Genomic DNA, 16,842 nt, shown 5'->3' with positions numbered 1-16,842 from the left:
AATAGAATAGAATTAAGATGTCACGTATCGGAAAATTACCAATTACATTACCTAAAGGAGTAGAAGTGAAAGTTTCTGCAAGTAATGTGGTATCAATAAAGGGTGCAAAAGGCGAGTTGCAAAGAACTCTTGACCCAGCTATAAGTGTTAAGGTTGAAGAAGGAAAAGTTATATTAACTAGACCTACAGATCAAAAAAGACACAAAGCTTTGCATGGACTTTATAGATCTCTTTTAGCTAACATGGTGAAAGGTGTTTCTGAAGGTTATAAAACACAACAGGAATTGGTAGGTGTAGGTTATAGAGCAGCTAATAAAGGTCAGTTGTTGGAATTAACATTAGGTTATTCACACAACGTTGCTTTTGAGTTGCCTAACGAGATAAAGGTTACTACTACTGCTGAAAAAGGGAAAAATCCAATGGTTATTTTAGAGGCTATTGACAATGAGTTATTAGGAATGGTTGCAGCTAAAATAAGATCTTTAAGAAAACCTGAGCCTTATAAAGGAAAAGGTATTAAATTTGCAAACGAACAATTAAGAAGAAAAGCAGGAAAAGCTGCAGGTAAATAATAAATAGTAATAAAAATGGCACTTAGTAAATTAGAAAGAAGAGAAAGAATTAAAAAAAGAATTAGAAAGGTTGTTTCAGGAAATGCTGAAAGACCAAGGCTTTCTATCTTTAGAAGTAATAAGCAGATATATGCTCAACTTATTGATGATGTGGCAGGTAAAACTTTGTTACATGTTTCATCTTCAGAAAAAGAATTAGGTTCGAAAAAGGTAACAAAAATAGAGCAAGCCCAAATAGTAGGAAAAACTGTCGCAGAAAGAGCTATAAAGGCAGGTATAAAAACTGTTAACTTTGACAGAGGCGGGTACTTGTACCACGGAAGAGTTAAGTCCTTGGCTGATGCAGCTAGAGAAGGTGGTTTAAATTTTTAATAAAAAGAAATTATGTCTAAAGTAAACGTAAAAAGAGTTAAGTCAAGCGAAATAGAACTAAAAGATAGATTAGTTGCAGTTCAGCGTGTTACCAAAGTAACAAAAGGTGGACGTACATTTAGTTTTGCAGCTATTGTTGTTGTTGGAAATGAAAAGGGGGTTGTTGGTTATGGCTTAGGCAAAGCAAAAGAAGTTACCGATGCTATAAGCAAGGGAATTGATGATGCTAAGAAAAATTTGATTAAAGTTGCAGTAAATAAGGGTACTGTACCACATGAGCAACATGGAAAATTTAGTGGGTCTGTGGTGTTTTTGAAACCTGCATCTCATGGTACTGGAGTAATTGCCGGTGGTGCTATGCGTGCTGTTTTAGAAAGTGTTGGTATTACCGATGTGTTAGCAAAATCAAAGGGATCTTCAAATCCACACAATGTTGTTAAGGCAACGATTGATGCACTTACCAAAATGAGAGATGCAGCTACTGTGGCTCAACAAAGGGGAATTAGCTTAGATAAAGTATTTAACGGATAATATCTATACGATGGCAAAGATTAAAATTACTCAAATTAAGAGTGGAATTGACAGACCTGAGCGTCAAAAAAGAACATTGACAGCATTAGGCTTTAGAAAGGTTCAACAAACTGTTGAATTAGAAGCTACTCCTCAGATATTAGGAATGGTTGAAAAGGTAAAACATTTAGTAAAGATAGAAGCATAATTTTATAAAAGATGAATTTAAGTAAATTAACTCCTGCAAAAGGATCGATAAAAAACAACACAAGAAAAGGTCGTGGGCAAGGTTCTGGTAAGGGTGGAACCTCTACTAGAGGTCATAAGGGAGCACAATCTAGATCTGGATATAGCCAAAAGAAAGGTTTTGAAGGAGGGCAGATGCCTTTACAAAGAAGGGTTCCTAAATTCGGGTTTAAGAACATTAATCGTGTTGAATACAGAGGTATCAACTTAGATATGATTCAAAGTATTATTGATAAATCAAATGTTGCTGTATTGGATCCTGCTGTTCTTGTTGAAAAAGGGTTGGCAAACAAAAGAGATTTAATTAAAATTTTAGGTAGAGGCGAAGTTAAGTCCAAAGTTGATATCAAAGCTCATGCATTTTCTGATACTGCTAAAAAAGCGATTGAAGCAAAAGGTGGTTCAGTAGTTGTTATTGAATAATAATAACAAATTTTAAACAAAAATTAAATAGTGAAAAATTTAATAAATACACTTAAAAATATTTGGACTATAGAGGATTTGAGATTTCGTATTCTCTATACTTTGGGTTTAGTATTGATATATCGTTTTGGAACGTATGTTGTAATTCCGGGTGTTAATTCAAATGTTTTGGGCAGTTATGACTCAGAAGCAGAGGGGATTATTGCGTTAATTAATATTTTTGCAGGCGGAGCTTTTTCAAGAGCTTCTATATTTGCGTTGGGGATAATGCCTTATATTTCTGCATCAATTGTTGTTCAATTGTTGGGAATGGCTATTCCTTATTTTCAAAAACTACAAAAAGAAGGAGAGAGTGGAAGAAGAAAAATTAATCAGTACACAAGAATTCTTACTATTGCGGTAACAGTATTTCAAGCAATAGGATACATTCCAACCCAAATTTTAAATAAACCGGGTGTAGTAGCCGATCCATCTGCATTTTGGTGGATATCTTCAGTCCTAATTCTAATTACGGGTACAATGTTCATTATGTGGATTGGGGAAAGAATTACAGACAAAGGGATAGGTAATGGTATATCACTATTAATTATGGTTGGTATTGTGGCTAGATTGCCGTTTGCTTTTATATCTGAATTTGATTCTCGTTCTCATGGAGCTGGAGGAGGTTTTATCATCCTTTTGTTAGAATTGGTAATATTATTGTTCATTATTATCGGCTCAATTCTATTAGTTCAAGGTACAAGAAGAGTTCCTGTGCAATTTGCAAAAAAGATTGTGGGTAATAAACAGTATGGTGGGGTTAGACAATATATTCCATTGAAAGTGAATGCTGCTGGTGTAATGCCAATTATATTTGCACAAGCAATTATGTTTATTCCTATTACTGTGGCTCAGTTTGCTGAGGCGGACTCTATGTCAGGCTTTGTTGCAACATTCTCTGACCATTATGGATTTTGGTATAATTTTGTTTTTGCGTCCTTAATTATAATTTTTACATATTTTTATACTGCCATTACTGTAAATCCAAACCAAATGGCAGAGGAAATGAAACGTAATGGAGGTTTTATTCCTGGTGTTAAGCCTGGTAAGAAAACAGCTGAATTTATTGATACAGTAATGTCTAGAATTACTTTACCAGGGTCTATTTTTCTTGCTTTTGTAGCTATTTTGCCTGCATTTGCTGTTATTCTTGATGTAACTCCTGAATTTGCCCAATTTTATGGTGGTACTTCCTTGTTGATATTGGTTGGTGTTGTTTTGGATACTTTGCAGCAAATTGAAAGTCATTTATTAATGAGACATTACGATGGATTGATGAAATCGGGTAGAATAAAAGGTAGATCATCTATGAGTATGGCTTCTGGTTATTAAGATGTATTTATAAAATGATTCATCTTAAAACTAAAGAGGAAATAGAGTTAATTAGAAATAGTTCTTTACTTGTTGGACAAACGCTTGCGGAGGTTGGAAAACTAATAAGGCCAGGAGTAACAACCTTGGCGTTAGATAAGGTTGCAGAGTCGTTTATACTTGATAATGGCGGCAAGCCTGGTTTTAAAGGATATAACGGTTACAAACATACACTTTGTGTATCAGTAAACTCTGTAGTAGTACATGGCATCCCCAATTCAATTGAGCTGAAAGAAGGTGATATTGTATCTGTTGATTGTGGTGTACTTAAAAATGGCTTTTATGGAGATTCGGCTTTTACTTTTGGAGTTGGTCAAATAGATACAGTAGTTCAAAAACTACTAACGGTAACTTACGAATGTTTGTATAAGGGTATAGAGATGGCTGTGACAGGAAATAGAGTTGGAGATATTAGCGAAGCTATTCAAACTCATGCTGAATCGAATGGTTTTTCAGTAGTGAGGGAATTGGTTGGTCATGGGGTTGGAAGAAGTTTGCATGAGGCACCTGAGGTTCCTAACTATGGAAAAAAAGGTAGTGGCCCGAAATTGAAAGAAGGAATTGTAATTGCTATAGAGCCCATGATAAATATGGGGAAAAAGAATGTTGTTCAAGAGAATGATGGTTGGACGATTAGAACATTGGATAGATTGCCATCAGCGCATTTTGAACATACAATTGCGATTGGAGATAAGAAAGCAGATATATTATCAAGTTTTTCTTATTTGGAAGAAATAGTTAAAGTAGTAAAATAATATATGGCAAAACAACCATCCATTGAACAAGATGGGACAATAATTGAAGCATTGTCTAATGCAATGTTTCGAGTTGAGCTTGAAAATGGGCATATTATAACAGCTCATATTTCCGGCAAAATGAGGATGCATTATATTAAAATATTACCAGGAGATAAAGTAAAGGTTGAGATGTCTCCATATGATTTAACAAAAGGAAGAATATCGTTTAGATATAAGTAAAATAATGTTTTGAGAGGTCAAAACATGCATAAAAACACAGATTATGAAAGTTAGAACATCAATTAAAAAAAGAAGTGTTGATTGTAAAATTGTTAGAAGAAAAGGACGTTTATATATTATAAACAAGAAAAATCCTAAATTCAAACAAAGACAAAAATAATTTATTAATACATAAATAATTATATAAAATGGCAAGGATTGCAGGTATAGATTTACCAAAAAATAAAAGAGGAGAAATTGGTCTTACATACATTTATGGTATTGGAAGAAGTTCAGCTAAGAAAATTCTTACAAAAGCTGAGATTGATTTTGATAAAAAAGTAAGCGATTGGGATGATGATGATTTGGCAAAAATAAGAACTATTATTAATGAGAAACACAAGGTTGAAGGTGCATTAAGATCTGAAACCCAGCTTAACATTAAACGTTTGGTGGATATTGGATCATATAGAGGTATGAGACATAGAAATGGTTTACCTGTTAGAGGTCAAACTACTAAAAACAATGCACGCACCAGAAAAGGAAGAAGAAAAACTGTGGCGAATAAAAAAGTAGCAGCTAAGAAATAATATACATAACTAAGATTTAGAATGGCAAAAACAACAGACAAAGCGAGCGCAACAAGTAAAGCAGCCGCAAAAAAAAGAGTTGTAAAAGTTGACGCAATTGGTCAAGCACATATAAACGCAACATTTAATAACATTATTATCTCTTTAACTAATAATGCTGGTCAAGTAATCTCTTGGTCAAGTGCCGGAAAAATGGGCTTTAAGGGTTCTAAGAAGAACACTCCTTATGCGGCTCAAATGGCTGCTCAAGAATGTGGAAAGGTAGCATATGATTTAGGTTTAAGGAAGGTAAAGGTGTTTTTAAAAGGGCCTGGAGCGGGTAGAGAGTCTGCAATTCGTTCTATAAATGCAGCTGGTATTGAGGTTTCTGAGATAATGGACATTACTCCAATTCCACACAACGGATGCCGTGCTCCTAAGAGAAGAAGAGTATAAAATTGATATTTAGAGTACAAACTAAGAATAAAATAAAGATAAAATGGCAAGATACATTGGCCCAAAATCGAAAATAGCAAGAAGATTTAAAGAACCAATTTTTGGTTCTGATAGGGTTTTAGAAAAAAAGAACTATCCTCCGGGAATGCACGGTTTAAATAAGAAGAGATCAAAACAATCTGAGTATGCTGTTCAGCTTCAAGAAAAGCAAAAGGTAAAGTATACTTATGGTATATTGGAAAGGCAATTTGCTAAAACTTTCGAGAGAGCATCTAGAGCGAAAGGTATTACAGGTGAGGTTTTATTGCAACTTATCGAATCAAGATTAGATAATGTTGTTTACAGAATGGGAATTGCTCCTACAAGATCTGCTGCAAGACAACTTGTATCACATAGTCATATAATGGTAAATGGAAATGTTGTTAATATTTCTTCTTATATATTAAAACCTGGAGATACTGTTGCTGTAAGAGAAAGATCTAAATCGTTAGAGGTTATTAGTAATAATGCAGGTTCATCTGCAAATAAATATCCTTGGTTAGATTTTAATAGTTCTACTATGGAAGGTAAGTTTATTTCTGTACCTGATAGAACGTTAATTCCTGAGAATATTAAGGAACAATTAATAGTGGAGTTGTATTCTAAGTAATTTAACTAATTTAGCAACAAATATAAATTAATACATATGGCGATTTTAGATTTTCAAAAACCAGATAAGGTTATCATGATAAATTCGAGCGAAACTGACGGGCAGTTTGAGTTCCGTCCGTTAGAGCCCGGGTATGGTATTACTATCGGTAACGCCTTGAGAAGAATTTTACTTTCTTCACTTGAAGGATATGCAATAACAGCTATCAAAATAGAAAATGTTGACCATGAATTTTCAACTGTAAAAGGTATAACAGAGGATGTTACCGAAATTATTTTGAATCTAAAACAAGTTAGATTTAAAAGACAAATTACAGGGACTGAAACAGAACGAGTTATCGTAAATATTACTGGTAAAGATATGTTTACTGCAGGAGATATTGGCAAATTTACTTCTGGCTTTCAAGTGCTAAATTCAAATTTAGTTATTTGTCATATGGACTCTAATGTAAAGCTTAAAATTGAGCTTACTATTGCAAAAGGGCGAGGGTATGTTCCTGCAGAGGAGAACAAACCGGTAAATGCTTCTAATGGTTTAATTCCGATCGATTCAATTTTTACTCCAATAAAAAATGTAAAATTTAATATTGAGAATTACCGTGTTGAGCAAAAAACTGACTATGAAAAACTGTTAGTTGATATTGTTACTGACGGTTCTATTCATCCTAAGGATGCGTTGAAAGAAGCAGCAAAAATTTTGATTCATCATTTTATGTTGTTTTCTGACGAGCGTATAACACTAGATACAGAAGTTAAAACTTCGGAAGAAGAGTTTGATGAGGCTTCATTGCATATGCGTCAGTTGCTTAAAACAAAACTAGTAGATATGGACTTATCTGTTAGAGCATTGAATTGTTTAAAGGCTGCTGATGTAGAAACTTTGGGTGATTTAGTATCATTCAATAAGAATGATTTATTGAAGTTTAGAAATTTCGGTAAAAAATCACTTACTGAATTGGAAGAGCTTGTTCAAAATAAAGGCTTGGTATTTGGAATGAATGTAGCTAAATACAAGTTGGATAAAGACTAGTATTGGGGCATAAAACCAATTGAATACGAAATTTTTGAAAGATTTAATATTATAGAGTAATGAGACACGGAAATAAAAATAATCATTTAGGTAGAAAAGATGGGCATAGAAGATTGATGTTGGCAAATCTTGCAACTTCGCTTATCATGCATAAAAGAATTAATACCACTATTGCTAAAGCGAAAGTGTTAAGAACATATGTAGAGCCATTAATTACTAAATCTAAGGATGATTCTACTCATTCGCGTAGAATAGTATTTAGTTATTTGCAAAATAAAGAGGCTGTGGCTACTTTATTTAAGGATATTTCTCCAAAAATTGCAGAAAGAAAAGGTGGTTATACAAGAATTATTAAGACAGGACCAAGGCCTGGTGATAATGCAGAAATGTGTTTAATCGAGTTGGTAGATTTTAATGAAAATTTACTAAAAGGAACATCTTCTACTGCTGATAAAAAATCTAAACCTACAACTAGAAGAAGTAGAAAGAAAACTACAACTACAAAAGCAGAAGCTGCTGATTCTGGTAATAAGGAGTCTGCTGAGTAAATATTCTCGTAATTATAAAACACGAAGGGGTGGTTCTTTTAAAGAACCACCCCTTCGTGTTTTATAGTTTATTTGTTTATTTTTTATTTAACTCAACATCACATTTAATTTTTACGTTCTCACCAACAATTACCCCTCCTGCTTCTAATGCGGCATTCCATTTTAAGCCATAATCAACACGGTTTATTGTGCCATCTAATTTAAATCCGGCTACAATAGCTTTGGTCCAAGGGTTTTGGGCTGTGCCATTATATATAACATCAAACTCAACTGCTTTTGTTACGTCTTTAATGGTAAGTTCTCCACTTAGTTTGTATTTTTTATCAGCTACCTTTTTAAACGATTTGCTTTTAAATTTCATTTTTGGAAATTTCTCTACATCAAAGAAATCAGGAGATTTTAAATGGCCATCTCTTTTTTCATCGTCTGTATTGATGCTTGCAACATCGATAGAAAATTCAATTTGAGCGTCTGTAAAGTCTTCTTTTGATGAAGTTACTTTTCCGTCATACATTTTGAATTTACCTTCTGTTTCGGCAACCATCATGTGTGTTACACTAAAACCAACTTTGGTGTGTGATGGATCGATTGCCCATGTTGTAGTTTGCGCTTCTACTTCTGTAAGCGCTGTGGTAAGAATCATTGCTCCCATTGTGATTGTTTTTTTCATAGTTATTTAAAATTTTATTTGTTGGAACAAATATATGTAAAAACAATATATGTTTTAACAAATAAATATTAAAATTTGTTAAATATTTATCTGATTTGTTTCAGTTGGTGGGTTTTATTGTATTTAAATATTCATGTAAGTGCTTAATTGTTATATATTTGCGTGTGTTTATTTAAATAAAATATGAATTCAAGAGTAACTATAAAATTTGGAACCGATGGTTGGAGAGCCATCATTGGAAAAGACTTTACCGTTGATAATGTAGCACGTGTGGCAGAGGCTACTGCTAAGTGGCTGTTGAAGAACTATAAAAATCCATCAGTTGTGATTGGGCATGATTGCCGATTTGCAGGAGAGCTTTTTGCAGAAACGGTTTCCAAGGTAATGGTTGCATACAATGTGAAAGTTTACCTTTCAAAAGGAATTGTTTCAACACCAATGATATCGTTAGGTGCTGTAAAAATAGAAACTTCTGTTGGAATAATAATTACAGCTAGCCACAATCCGCCAGAATATAATGGTTTTAAGCTGAAAGGTTCGTACGGTGGACCATTGGTGCCGGAAAAAGTTGCAGAAATAGAAGAGATAATGCCTTCCGAATGTCAGATTGATTATGCTGGAATTGCATTAGATACTGCTGTTTCGACAAAACAGCTAGAATATGTTGATTTAGAAACCATGTATTGCGCGCATATAGAGAAGAATTTTGATTTGCAAGCTATAAAGAAGAGTGGATTGCAATTTGCTTACGATGCTATGTATGGAGCAGGACAAAATGTAATGAAGCGCTTATTTCCTGAAGTAGTAAAATTGCACTGTGAACACAATCCGCAATTCAACAATACAGCACCGGAGCCTATTCATAAAAATTTGCAAGAGTTTTCTAATTTGATAAAATCAAATGGAAATATTGCTTGCGGTTTAGCTACCGATGGAGATGCCGATAGAATTGGTTTGTATGACAACAAAGGAAATTTTGTTGATTCGCACCATATTATTTTATTGCTTATAAAATATTTAGTGGAGGCAAAACATATGAAAGGCAAAGTAGTTAATGCTTTTTCGGTTACCCCCCGTGTTAAAAAAATGTGCGAGCATTTTGGTTTGGAATACCAAGTAGTAAAAATTGGCTTTAAATATGTTGCCGGTATTATGATTGAAGACGATGTGTTGTTGGGTGGTGAAGAATCCGGTGGAATAGCAATAAAAGGTCATATTCCGGAGCGTGATGGAATTTGGATTGGTTTGGTAATATGGGAATACATGGCTAAATCGGGAAAAACGTTGGAGCAGCTTATTGAAGATGTATATAAAATAACCGATTCGTTTGCTTTTGAGCGTTATGATTTGCATTTGGACGAAGCCTTAAAAAATAAAATTGTGAGTAATTGCACCAACAATACCTATAAAACGTTTGGAGACTATGCTGTTAAACGTGTAGAGACAATTGATGGGTGGAAATATTTTTTTAATGAACACGAATGGCTTATGATTAGAGCTTCGGGTACCGAGCCTGTTTTACGAACGTATGCAGAATCATTTACCAAAGAAAAGGCTTTGGATATTTTAGAGAAAACCAAAAAACAATTATTGGCGAGTTAGTGTTTTAATTTGGGGTTATTTTAAATTTTAATTCTTGAGAATCTCTCTTTATTGTAATTAAGATGATAGTATCTGTTTCGAATGAAAAAAAACCATTATTATTTACTATTTCGCAATATTTTTCTTGTGTAAAGTTACGATAGTTGGTGCCATTAACCTCTAAAATTTCGTCACCTATTTTCAATCCTTGTTTTTCCGAATCGGAATTTTTATCAATCATTCCTATAAAAAGTATCCCCTTTTCAAAAATAGGAGCGAAGCCACAGCTAATAGCATGGCCCTTTGCCTTTGTGCTAGTATTGTCATTGTTCTTAATGAGTATTAGTTTGTTCTTATTCCAGTTTAGAATTATTCTATAGTTTTTAAAAAAAGCTGTGCCGATTAATTTGATATTACTTTTACTTTTATCTTGATTAAAAGAAACAACATAATCAGTTAATGTAATATCCCCAATTTTTATTTTTGAAATAACTGCATCATAAATAGTATCATTATTGCCTCTACCACTCAAACCAAAACTATTACACCCAAATCTACAGGTATTATCAGATATTAATTTCGATTGTTTAAGTTTATTAAATACAACTGTTGAGGTTTCTATATTTCCATTATAGCCAAAATCAACAGTAACGTTTTTATCAATCAGGCCGTTGTAGCTCATATCAATGAATGGTGTTCCTGTTATATCTGTATAAAAAGGAACGAGATTCGCATTTGAGGGAATGCGAAAAGAATCTATACTATTAGCAATAGAGATCATTTTATTTTTAAAATCAAATTCCCAAATTGCTTTTCTCATCAAATTAGCTCCAATAAAACCTTTTATGTGATGACATTCCAAAATTGGGTTTTGTTTTAAATCTGCAATTGCGGCTCCTGTATTTAAAAAATCAATCCCCCCAATTGTTAGTTTGTTAATTGTTGTAAAGCCCAAAGCAGAGCTAGCACCATGAGAATCTTCTACTTTTTGTTTTGAGGTATTCTTTAACTTTAGTTCAGTTGCTAGTTCTGTTGATAGAACATTCGGAGCTCCTGTATCAACTATAAAATTATACTCAACACCATTAATACCAACTTTTACTATTATTAATCCATCTTTAAATTCAAATGGTATTTGTGTTTTAAACTGTTTTTGATCAACTTCCCCTCTTCTAATTATTTTTACTGTTTTTATTGTGTCGCATCCAAGTAAAAATAAGAGAGTGAAAAATATACAATATCTAAACATTTTTTCATTTTTCATTTTGCTAGTTTTTTACTTTCAATTTACTTCTTATTTTAATTTTTGCCAAGAAAACAAATACGTTTTATAACATATGAAAAATAATATTTATATTATAATTGATTGATATACAGTTGTATACTGTTTTTTTATTACAATTTAAATATTAAAGAAGTTATTTGCTAATTAATATGGGAGCCTACTTTTAATTAGTCTATTTTGGCGAGGCTCACTACATTATATTATTGCTTATTAAATATTTATTAGAAGAAAACACATAAAAGGCAAAGTGGTAAACGCTTTCTCTGTTACACCCCGTGTGAAAAGAATGTGTGAGCATTTTGGCTTGGAATATCAAGTAGTGAAAATCGGTTTTAAGTATGTTGCCGGTATTATGATTGAAGACGATGTGTTGTTAGGTGGAGAAGAGTCCGGTGGAATAGCAATAAAAGGTCATATTCCGGAGCGTGATGGAATTTGGATTGCGCTAGTGGTGTGGGAATATATGGCAAAACCCGGAAAGAGCTTAATGCAATTGATTGAAGAGGTTTGCCAAATAACAGGAACCTTTGCTTTTGAGCGCTACGACTTGTATTTGGATGAAGCGTTGAAAAATAGAATTGTTAATAATTGTAAGAATAATACCTATACTTCCTTTGGTAATTATGCTGTTAAGCGAGTGGAGACAATTGATGGATGGAAGTGTTTTTTCAACGAGAACGATTGGTTGATGATTCGTGCATCTGTTACAGAGCCGGTATTACGTACTTACGCAGAATCGAACAAAAAAGAAGATGCCCTTGATATATTAGAGAAAACCAAGAAGGAATTGTTGGCTAGTTAGCTTGCCCCATTTTGGACATAATCCTCATTAAGGAGAAATTAATATTGATAGAGTAATTGAAACTGCTTTTTATTTGTTATTAGTCTTTATAGTTAATATACTATTTCGTTTAAGAAATAAGGATTTTGTAGTATATGTTTTTTGTAGTATTTCTCCCTTATTTTTTTCTATTCTTATGTTATTTTATTTTATTTTATTCATTTTGGAGTTGCCATATTTATAAGCTTTTTTATCCATCAAATACTAATTTAGATTTTAAATGTGGAAACTCACTTATCGGTACAATGATGTTTCAGTGGATAATAGGGATCCCATTGGTTTATATTTTTCAAAAAATACTTAATAAGTATTTGCATAAAATCAATTTATTAGCAAAAAAAATTGAGAGTGAAATTTCTAATTAACCTATCTAATCAAAATTCAAACTAAAGAGTTACTTGCCAATAAGCAAGTTGGATTCATTTCAGTTCCAAAGTTACTAGGGGAAATTTGTATAAATATCTTTTCTGTGTTCAATTATAACAAAATAGATGGTTTTGTTTTCGACTTTTAGTTCAATTTTATAATCGCCAATTCTTATTCGATAGTAGATAGAGTATCCTATTAATTTTTTTAAGTTTTTTATTTCAGAAATGTTTTCAGCAGATTCGGCTTGGATAATACATTCTGCAATTGCATTTTTTAGATTCTTGTTATTGAGCTTTTTTAAATCTTTGAGAAAAGATTTTTTGAATTCAATTTTCATTTTCCCAAAGCCTTCATTACCTCGTTCCGATTTACATTCGAGGTTTTCATCCCTTTTTCAATTTTTTGAGCTAAATTCCAATCTTCCACCTCTGCATGTGTAAGCGACTTAGCTGTCATTCCAAGTTTTTTCACAAGATTTATTAGGAAAGAAATGTCGGATTTTTTTTGGACGTTGATAAGGACAGTTTCCATAGCATTATATTTAATATACAAATATACTCAATTTCAATAAATGGGTCAAATGTCTAGCCTTTATTGGATACCCTTTAAAGAAGGGCAACTAGAATACTTGAATTTTACTTTGTAATCCTATTTTTTTTAATATCTACCAAAACTAAAATTTAGTATCTTATGTACTACTTTTAAATCTACCATCTAAAAACTACAAAAATGAAAACAATTCTAAAGACAATTACAGCAATTATTTTAACAACTTCTTTATTCTTAACGATTGCTTCTTGTAAGAAAGAAGCCGGGCCTGCCGGAGCAGATGGTACAAACGGTACAAACGGAAATGCAAATGTAAAAAGCCAAACAGATACAGTTACTACTTGGACATGGGATGCTGCGGGGTCTTATAAATACAGCAATATTTCTGTTCCTAATTTAACAGCGGATATTGTTGCAAATGGTGCAGTATTGGTTTATTTAAAAACAACTAGTGGTACTTGGGCTCCGTTGGCGCGTACTATTGCATTAACTGCAAGTACCAGTATGAATCAGCGTTTTGTTTATACAACAGGAAATGTGCAGATAATTATTCAGAATTCTGATTTGTCGCAACCAACTGTGTCTTCTCTTACATTTAAAATTGTTTGCATAGCAGGTTCTGCTATGGCTAAGCAGAAGGATGTTGATTTTAGAAATTATACAGCCGTAAAAGAAACATTCAGCCTAGTAAACTAAAATATTTTTTATACATGTCTCAATATATTCTTGCTCTTGATCAGGGCACTACCAGTAGTCGCAGTATTATTTTTGATAAAGCAGGAAATATTGTTCGCGTAGCTCAAAAAGAATTTAAACAGATATTTCCGCAACCGGGTTGGGTAGAACATGATGCAGAAGAAATATGGAGTACTCAGTTGGGCACCATGGTCGAAGCTGTTGCAGCTGCAAATACTACTATGAAACAAATTGCAGCTATTGGCATTACCAATCAACGAGAAACAACGGTTGTTTGGGAGCGTAGTACCGGTAAACCTATTTATCATGCTATTGTTTGGCAAGACAGACGTACAGCCGGTTATTGCGATGAATTAAAGACTGCAGGACATTCTGCTTTAATTGCGCAGAAAACAGGATTGGTAATTGATGCATATTTTTCTGCAACAAAATTAAAATGGATATTAGATAATGTGTCCGGAGCTAGAGCTAAAGCTGAAAAAGGAGAACTCGCATTCGGAACGATAGATAGCTGGCTTGTTTGGAAGCTTACAGGAGGAAAGGTGCATGTTACAGATGTTTCCAACGCATCACGTACTATGTTATTGAATATACATACGTGTAAGTGGGATAGGGAATTACTACAATTATTTACAATACCGGAATCTCTTTTGCCGGAAGTGAAATCGTCTAGTTGTGTTTATGGAACTACCGGAAATACTATATCTGAAATAAATATTCCAATAGCCGGAATTGCCGGAGATCAGCAAGCTGCATTGTTTGGTCAATTGTGTACTAAACAAGGTATGGTAAAGAATACCTATGGTACCGGTTGTTTTATGTTGATGAATACCGGAACTAAAGCAATAGCTTCTAAAAATAATTTACTAACTACCATTGCCTGGCAAATAAATGGTAAAACAGAATATGCGTTGGAAGGAAGCGTGTTTATTGCGGGAGCTGTAGTGCAGTGGTTGCGAGATCAATTAAAGATAATTCGTACTTCTGCAGAGATAGAAGCTTTAGCTGCCAGTGTTAGCGATACAGGTGGAGTGTATATGGTGCCTGCTTTTTCCGGATTGGGTACTCCTAATTGGAATCAACACGCGCGAGGATGCTTGTTTGGATTGACGCGCGGAAGCAGTGATGCACATATAGCAAAAGCTGCGTTGCATAGTATTGCCTATCAAACCTACGATGTGCTCAAAGCTATGGAAGCGGATTCCGGTATTACTATTGCGGAGTTGAGAGTAGATGGTGGTGCAACGATTAATAATTCGTTGATGCAATTTCAGAGCGATTTGTTGAACACAAAAGTAGTTCGCCCCAAAGTTACCGAAACTACAGCGCTTGGAGCTGCTTACTTAGCAGGACTTGCAGTTGGTTTTTGGGAGAGCGTGGAGGATATACAACAGCAATGGCAAATTGATAAGGAGTTTACATCGACAATGAAAGGTGTAGATAGAAGCGATTTGATAAAGGGCTGGAAGCGCGCTGTAAATGCGGCTATTGCATGGGCCGATGGCGATTGAAATTGAGAATTAGAAATTAAGAATTGTGAATTGAATAGAGATAAGCATATACAAGAACTTACATCAATCAAGGAGTTTGATATATGTATTATTGGTGGTGGTGCTACCGGTTTGGGAATAGCTATTGATGCTGCATCTAGAGGTTGTAAAACAATTCTGCTAGAGAAATGTGATTTTGTAAAAGGAACTTCCTCTCGAAGTACAAAGCTGGTGCATGGTGGGGTGCGCTATTTACAGCAAGGCAATATAAAATTAGTAATGGAAGCTCTTAAGGAAAGAGGGCTTTTGAAAAAGAATGCACCGCATCTTGTAAAAAACCAATCCTTTGTTATTCCTAATTACAAGTGGTGGGAAAACCCCTTTTATGGTATTGGTTTAAAGGTGTATGACTGGATGGCTGGTAGCTTGGGATTGGGGCCGTCACAATTTTTAAGCACAGAAGAAACAATTAAGCATATTCCTAATATTGATTCGAATGGTTTGACCGGAGGTGTATTGTACCACGATGGACAATTTGATGATGCCCGATTAGGAATTCATTTAGCAATGACGGCTTCTGCACATGGGGCTGTAGTGCTGAATTACATGGGTGTTGAGGAGTTGTTGAAATCGAAAGGAGTTGTTTGTGGAGTTAAAGTAAAGGATTCGTTGGATGGGAACGAATATGAAGTTAAATCGAAAGTAGTAATTAATGCTACGGGTATTTTTTCTGATTCCATTGCTAAAATGGATAATCCTGCTGCGGAGCCTTTAATTACCCATAGTCAAGGCATTCATTTGGTTTTTGATAAAAAATTTCTTCCTTCCGAAACTGCAATTATGATTCCAAAGACCGATGATGGAAGAGTTTTATTTGCAGTTCCATGGCACAATAAAATAATTGTAGGAACTACAGACACTCCGATTTCAAAGGTAAGTGAAGAACCTGTTGCCCAACAAGAGGAGATTGAGTTTGTATTGACACATATTGCTCGCTATTTAGCTATGGATCCTACAATGGCAGATGTTAGAAGTGTATTTGCCGGCTTGCGACCGTTAGTAAAGAGTAACAGTAAAGTTACATCTGCTATTTCCAGAGATCATCATATTCAAATTTCCGATTCTGAATTAATAAGTATTACCGGAGGAAAGTGGACTACTTATAGAAAAATGGCGGAAGATGTTATGGATATTGCCATTTGTAAATTAGGATTAAACACGAAGGAGTGTGTAACACAAAATATTCATATACACGGATACAAGGAAAATACCGATTTCTCTGCTCCGCTTTATTATTACGGAACGGACGAAGAGAATATAAAAGAATTGGTTAAAAATAATTCAGCGCTTGTGCAATTGATTCATCCATCGCTTCCGTATATAAAAGCAGAAATTAGTTGGGCTGTACAAAATGAAATGTGCATGACATTAGAAGATGCGCTGTCGAGAAGAACCAGAGCACTTTTGCTAGACAGCAAGGCTGCAATTGAAGCAGCGCCTTTGGTAGCTGAATTGATGGCTGTGGAGATGCAAAAGGATTCGATATGGATAAAAAATCAACTAGCGCATTTTAAATTAATTGCAAATAATTATCTTCCTACTTATTAATTATTAAAGAAAG

23 protein-coding genes are annotated in these 16,842 nt (G+C 34.0%); 19 read left to right on the top strand and 4 right to left on the bottom strand.

Annotated elements, in window-relative coordinates; translation table 11 throughout:
• Positions 1 to 17: 17 nt before the first annotated feature.
• The 14 genes from rplF to rplQ are packed head-to-tail and all read left to right on the top strand — an operon-like array spanning position 18 to position 7,740.
• A complete protein-coding gene (gene rplF / locus J0M08_09075) occupies positions 18 to 572 on the top strand; it encodes a 50S ribosomal protein L6 (protein MBN8703206.1) in 555 nt (184 codons plus the stop codon).
• 15 nt (positions 573 to 587) lie between these two features.
• Positions 588 to 944, top strand: coding sequence for a 50S ribosomal protein L18 (gene rplR / locus J0M08_09070; GenBank protein ID MBN8703205.1), 357 nt, complete (start codon positions 588 to 590; stop codon positions 942 to 944).
• A gap of 12 nt (positions 945 to 956) precedes the next feature.
• A complete protein-coding gene (rpsE, locus tag J0M08_09065) occupies positions 957 to 1,475 on the top strand; it encodes a 30S ribosomal protein S5 (GenBank protein MBN8703204.1) in 519 nt (172 codons plus the stop codon).
• Between the two features lie 10 nt (positions 1,476 to 1,485).
• The gene (rpmD, locus tag J0M08_09060) at positions 1,486 to 1,662 is read left to right on the top strand and encodes a 50S ribosomal protein L30 (GenBank protein MBN8703203.1); all 177 of its coding nucleotides are present in this window, start codon (positions 1,486 to 1,488) and stop codon (positions 1,660 to 1,662) included.
• Between the two features lie 11 nt (positions 1,663 to 1,673).
• Positions 1,674 to 2,123, top strand: a complete 450-nt coding sequence (rplO, locus tag J0M08_09055) for a 50S ribosomal protein L15 (protein MBN8703202.1) — start codon at positions 1,674 to 1,676, stop codon at positions 2,121 to 2,123.
• A 30-nt stretch (positions 2,124 to 2,153) separates the two neighbouring features.
• Positions 2,154 to 3,494 (top strand): preprotein translocase subunit SecY, encoded by a 1,341-nt coding sequence (secY, locus tag J0M08_09050; protein ID MBN8703201.1) that lies wholly within the window; start codon positions 2,154 to 2,156, stop codon positions 3,492 to 3,494.
• A gap of 14 nt (positions 3,495 to 3,508) precedes the next feature.
• Positions 3,509 to 4,288, top strand: a complete 780-nt coding sequence (gene map, locus J0M08_09045; protein MBN8703200.1) for a type I methionyl aminopeptidase — start codon at positions 3,509 to 3,511, stop codon at positions 4,286 to 4,288.
• A gap of 3 nt (positions 4,289 to 4,291) precedes the next feature.
• Positions 4,292 to 4,510: a translation initiation factor IF-1 gene (gene infA / locus J0M08_09040; GenBank protein MBN8703199.1), complete on the top strand. Its 219-nt coding sequence runs from the start codon at positions 4,292 to 4,294 to the stop codon at positions 4,508 to 4,510.
• A 43-nt stretch (positions 4,511 to 4,553) separates the two neighbouring features.
• Positions 4,554 to 4,670, top strand: a complete 117-nt coding sequence (gene rpmJ, locus J0M08_09035; protein ID MBN8703198.1) for a 50S ribosomal protein L36 — start codon at positions 4,554 to 4,556, stop codon at positions 4,668 to 4,670.
• 28 nt (positions 4,671 to 4,698) lie between these two features.
• Positions 4,699 to 5,079 (top strand): 30S ribosomal protein S13, encoded by a 381-nt coding sequence (gene rpsM / locus J0M08_09030; GenBank protein MBN8703197.1) that lies wholly within the window; start codon positions 4,699 to 4,701, stop codon positions 5,077 to 5,079.
• Positions 5,080 to 5,100: 21 nt separating this feature from the next.
• Positions 5,101 to 5,514: a 30S ribosomal protein S11 gene (rpsK, locus tag J0M08_09025; protein ID MBN8703196.1), complete on the top strand. Its 414-nt coding sequence runs from the start codon at positions 5,101 to 5,103 to the stop codon at positions 5,512 to 5,514.
• A 43-nt stretch (positions 5,515 to 5,557) separates the two neighbouring features.
• Positions 5,558 to 6,163: a 30S ribosomal protein S4 gene (rpsD, locus tag J0M08_09020; GenBank protein ID MBN8703195.1), complete on the top strand. Its 606-nt coding sequence runs from the start codon at positions 5,558 to 5,560 to the stop codon at positions 6,161 to 6,163.
• A 36-nt stretch (positions 6,164 to 6,199) separates the two neighbouring features.
• Positions 6,200 to 7,192 carry a DNA-directed RNA polymerase subunit alpha gene (locus J0M08_09015; GenBank protein MBN8703194.1) on the top strand — a complete coding sequence of 331 codons (993 nt, stop codon included), beginning with the start codon at positions 6,200 to 6,202 and terminating at the stop codon, positions 7,190 to 7,192.
• A gap of 59 nt (positions 7,193 to 7,251) precedes the next feature.
• Positions 7,252 to 7,740: a 50S ribosomal protein L17 gene (gene rplQ, locus J0M08_09010; GenBank protein MBN8703193.1), complete on the top strand. Its 489-nt coding sequence runs from the start codon at positions 7,252 to 7,254 to the stop codon at positions 7,738 to 7,740.
• A gap of 76 nt (positions 7,741 to 7,816) precedes the next feature.
• On the opposite strand, the gene J0M08_09005 is transcribed toward rplQ, so the two are convergent.
• Complete coding sequence (locus J0M08_09005; GenBank protein ID MBN8703192.1) at positions 7,817 to 8,410, bottom strand: YceI family protein; 594 nt, start codon at positions 8,408 to 8,410, stop codon at positions 7,817 to 7,819.
• Positions 8,411 to 8,593: 183 nt separating this feature from the next.
• Here J0M08_09005 and J0M08_09000 point away from each other — a divergent pair, with 183 nt between their 5' ends.
• Positions 8,594 to 10,012 carry a phosphoglucomutase/phosphomannomutase family protein gene (locus tag J0M08_09000; GenBank protein MBN8703191.1) on the top strand — a complete coding sequence of 473 codons (1,419 nt, stop codon included), beginning with the start codon at positions 8,594 to 8,596 and terminating at the stop codon, positions 10,010 to 10,012.
• A 4-nt stretch (positions 10,013 to 10,016) separates the two neighbouring features.
• Here the strand turns inward: J0M08_09000 and J0M08_08995 are convergent, their stop codons facing one another.
• Positions 10,017 to 11,255 (bottom strand): aspartyl protease family protein, encoded by a 1,239-nt coding sequence (locus J0M08_08995; GenBank protein MBN8703190.1) that lies wholly within the window; start codon positions 11,253 to 11,255, stop codon positions 10,017 to 10,019.
• Between the two features lie 307 nt (positions 11,256 to 11,562).
• Between J0M08_08995 and J0M08_08990 the strand changes: the two genes are divergently transcribed.
• A complete protein-coding gene (locus tag J0M08_08990; GenBank protein MBN8703189.1) occupies positions 11,563 to 12,078 on the top strand; it encodes a hypothetical protein in 516 nt (171 codons plus the stop codon).
• 478 nt (positions 12,079 to 12,556) lie between these two features.
• On the opposite strand, the gene J0M08_08985 is transcribed toward J0M08_08990, so the two are convergent.
• Positions 12,557 to 12,823: a type II toxin-antitoxin system RelE/ParE family toxin gene (locus tag J0M08_08985; GenBank protein MBN8703188.1), complete on the bottom strand. Its 267-nt coding sequence runs from the start codon at positions 12,821 to 12,823 to the stop codon at positions 12,557 to 12,559.
• Positions 12,820 to 13,017, bottom strand: coding sequence for a hypothetical protein (locus J0M08_08980; protein MBN8703187.1), 198 nt, complete (start codon positions 13,015 to 13,017; stop codon positions 12,820 to 12,822). Before J0M08_08980 ends, J0M08_08985 begins: the two co-directional genes overlap by 4 nt.
• A gap of 198 nt (positions 13,018 to 13,215) precedes the next feature.
• Here J0M08_08980 and J0M08_08975 point away from each other — a divergent pair, with 198 nt between their 5' ends.
• Genes J0M08_08975 through J0M08_08965 form a run of 3 tightly spaced genes read left to right on the top strand, consistent with a single transcriptional unit; the run spans position 13,216 to position 16,829 of the window.
• Positions 13,216 to 13,731 (top strand): hypothetical protein, encoded by a 516-nt coding sequence (locus J0M08_08975; protein MBN8703186.1) that lies wholly within the window; start codon positions 13,216 to 13,218, stop codon positions 13,729 to 13,731.
• A gap of 14 nt (positions 13,732 to 13,745) precedes the next feature.
• The gene (glpK, locus tag J0M08_08970) at positions 13,746 to 15,242 is read left to right on the top strand and encodes a glycerol kinase GlpK (GenBank protein MBN8703185.1); all 1,497 of its coding nucleotides are present in this window, start codon (positions 13,746 to 13,748) and stop codon (positions 15,240 to 15,242) included.
• A 30-nt stretch (positions 15,243 to 15,272) separates the two neighbouring features.
• Positions 15,273 to 16,829, top strand: coding sequence for a glycerol-3-phosphate dehydrogenase/oxidase (locus J0M08_08965; protein ID MBN8703184.1), 1,557 nt, complete (start codon positions 15,273 to 15,275; stop codon positions 16,827 to 16,829).
• Positions 16,830 to 16,842 lie beyond the last annotated feature (13 nt).

Source organism: Bacteroidota bacterium (assembly GCA_017303975.1).
In the GTDB taxonomy this organism is placed as follows: Bacteria; Bacteroidota; Bacteroidia; order JAFLBG01; family JAFLBG01; genus JAFLBG01.
The sequence above is the reverse complement of the archived record's forward strand: the minus strand, read 5'-3'. Positions and strand labels throughout refer to the sequence as shown.

Coding starts and splice junctions, on each gene's coding strand:
- rplF (MBN8703206.1), top strand. CDS start 18: ATGTCACGTATCGGAAAATTACCAATTACATTACCTAAAGGAGTAGAA.
- rplR (MBN8703205.1), top strand. CDS start 588: ATGGCACTTAGTAAATTAGAAAGAAGAGAAAGAATTAAAAAAAGAATT.
- rpsE (MBN8703204.1), top strand. CDS start 957: ATGTCTAAAGTAAACGTAAAAAGAGTTAAGTCAAGCGAAATAGAACTA.
- rpmD (MBN8703203.1), top strand. CDS start 1,486: ATGGCAAAGATTAAAATTACTCAAATTAAGAGTGGAATTGACAGACCT.
- rplO (MBN8703202.1), top strand. CDS start 1,674: ATGAATTTAAGTAAATTAACTCCTGCAAAAGGATCGATAAAAAACAAC.
- map (MBN8703200.1), top strand. CDS start 3,509: ATGATTCATCTTAAAACTAAAGAGGAAATAGAGTTAATTAGAAATAGT.
- infA (MBN8703199.1), top strand. CDS start 4,292: ATGGCAAAACAACCATCCATTGAACAAGATGGGACAATAATTGAAGCA.
- rpmJ (MBN8703198.1), top strand. CDS start 4,554: ATGAAAGTTAGAACATCAATTAAAAAAAGAAGTGTTGATTGTAAAATT.
- rpsM (MBN8703197.1), top strand. CDS start 4,699: ATGGCAAGGATTGCAGGTATAGATTTACCAAAAAATAAAAGAGGAGAA.
- rpsK (MBN8703196.1), top strand. CDS start 5,101: ATGGCAAAAACAACAGACAAAGCGAGCGCAACAAGTAAAGCAGCCGCA.
- rpsD (MBN8703195.1), top strand. CDS start 5,558: ATGGCAAGATACATTGGCCCAAAATCGAAAATAGCAAGAAGATTTAAA.
- J0M08_09015 (MBN8703194.1), top strand. CDS start 6,200: ATGGCGATTTTAGATTTTCAAAAACCAGATAAGGTTATCATGATAAAT.
- rplQ (MBN8703193.1), top strand. CDS start 7,252: ATGAGACACGGAAATAAAAATAATCATTTAGGTAGAAAAGATGGGCAT.
- J0M08_09005 (MBN8703192.1), bottom strand. CDS start 8,410: ATGAAAAAAACAATCACAATGGGAGCAATGATTCTTACCACAGCGCTT.
- J0M08_09000 (MBN8703191.1), top strand. CDS start 8,594: ATGAATTCAAGAGTAACTATAAAATTTGGAACCGATGGTTGGAGAGCC.
- J0M08_08995 (MBN8703190.1), bottom strand. CDS start 11,255: ATGAAAAATGAAAAAATGTTTAGATATTGTATATTTTTCACTCTCTTA.
- J0M08_08990 (MBN8703189.1), top strand. CDS start 11,563: ATGTGTGAGCATTTTGGCTTGGAATATCAAGTAGTGAAAATCGGTTTT.
- J0M08_08985 (MBN8703188.1), bottom strand. CDS start 12,823: ATGAAAATTGAATTCAAAAAATCTTTTCTCAAAGATTTAAAAAAGCTC.
- J0M08_08980 (MBN8703187.1), bottom strand. CDS start 13,017: ATGGAAACTGTCCTTATCAACGTCCAAAAAAAATCCGACATTTCTTTC.
- J0M08_08975 (MBN8703186.1), top strand. CDS start 13,216: ATGAAAACAATTCTAAAGACAATTACAGCAATTATTTTAACAACTTCT.
- glpK (MBN8703185.1), top strand. CDS start 13,746: ATGTCTCAATATATTCTTGCTCTTGATCAGGGCACTACCAGTAGTCGC.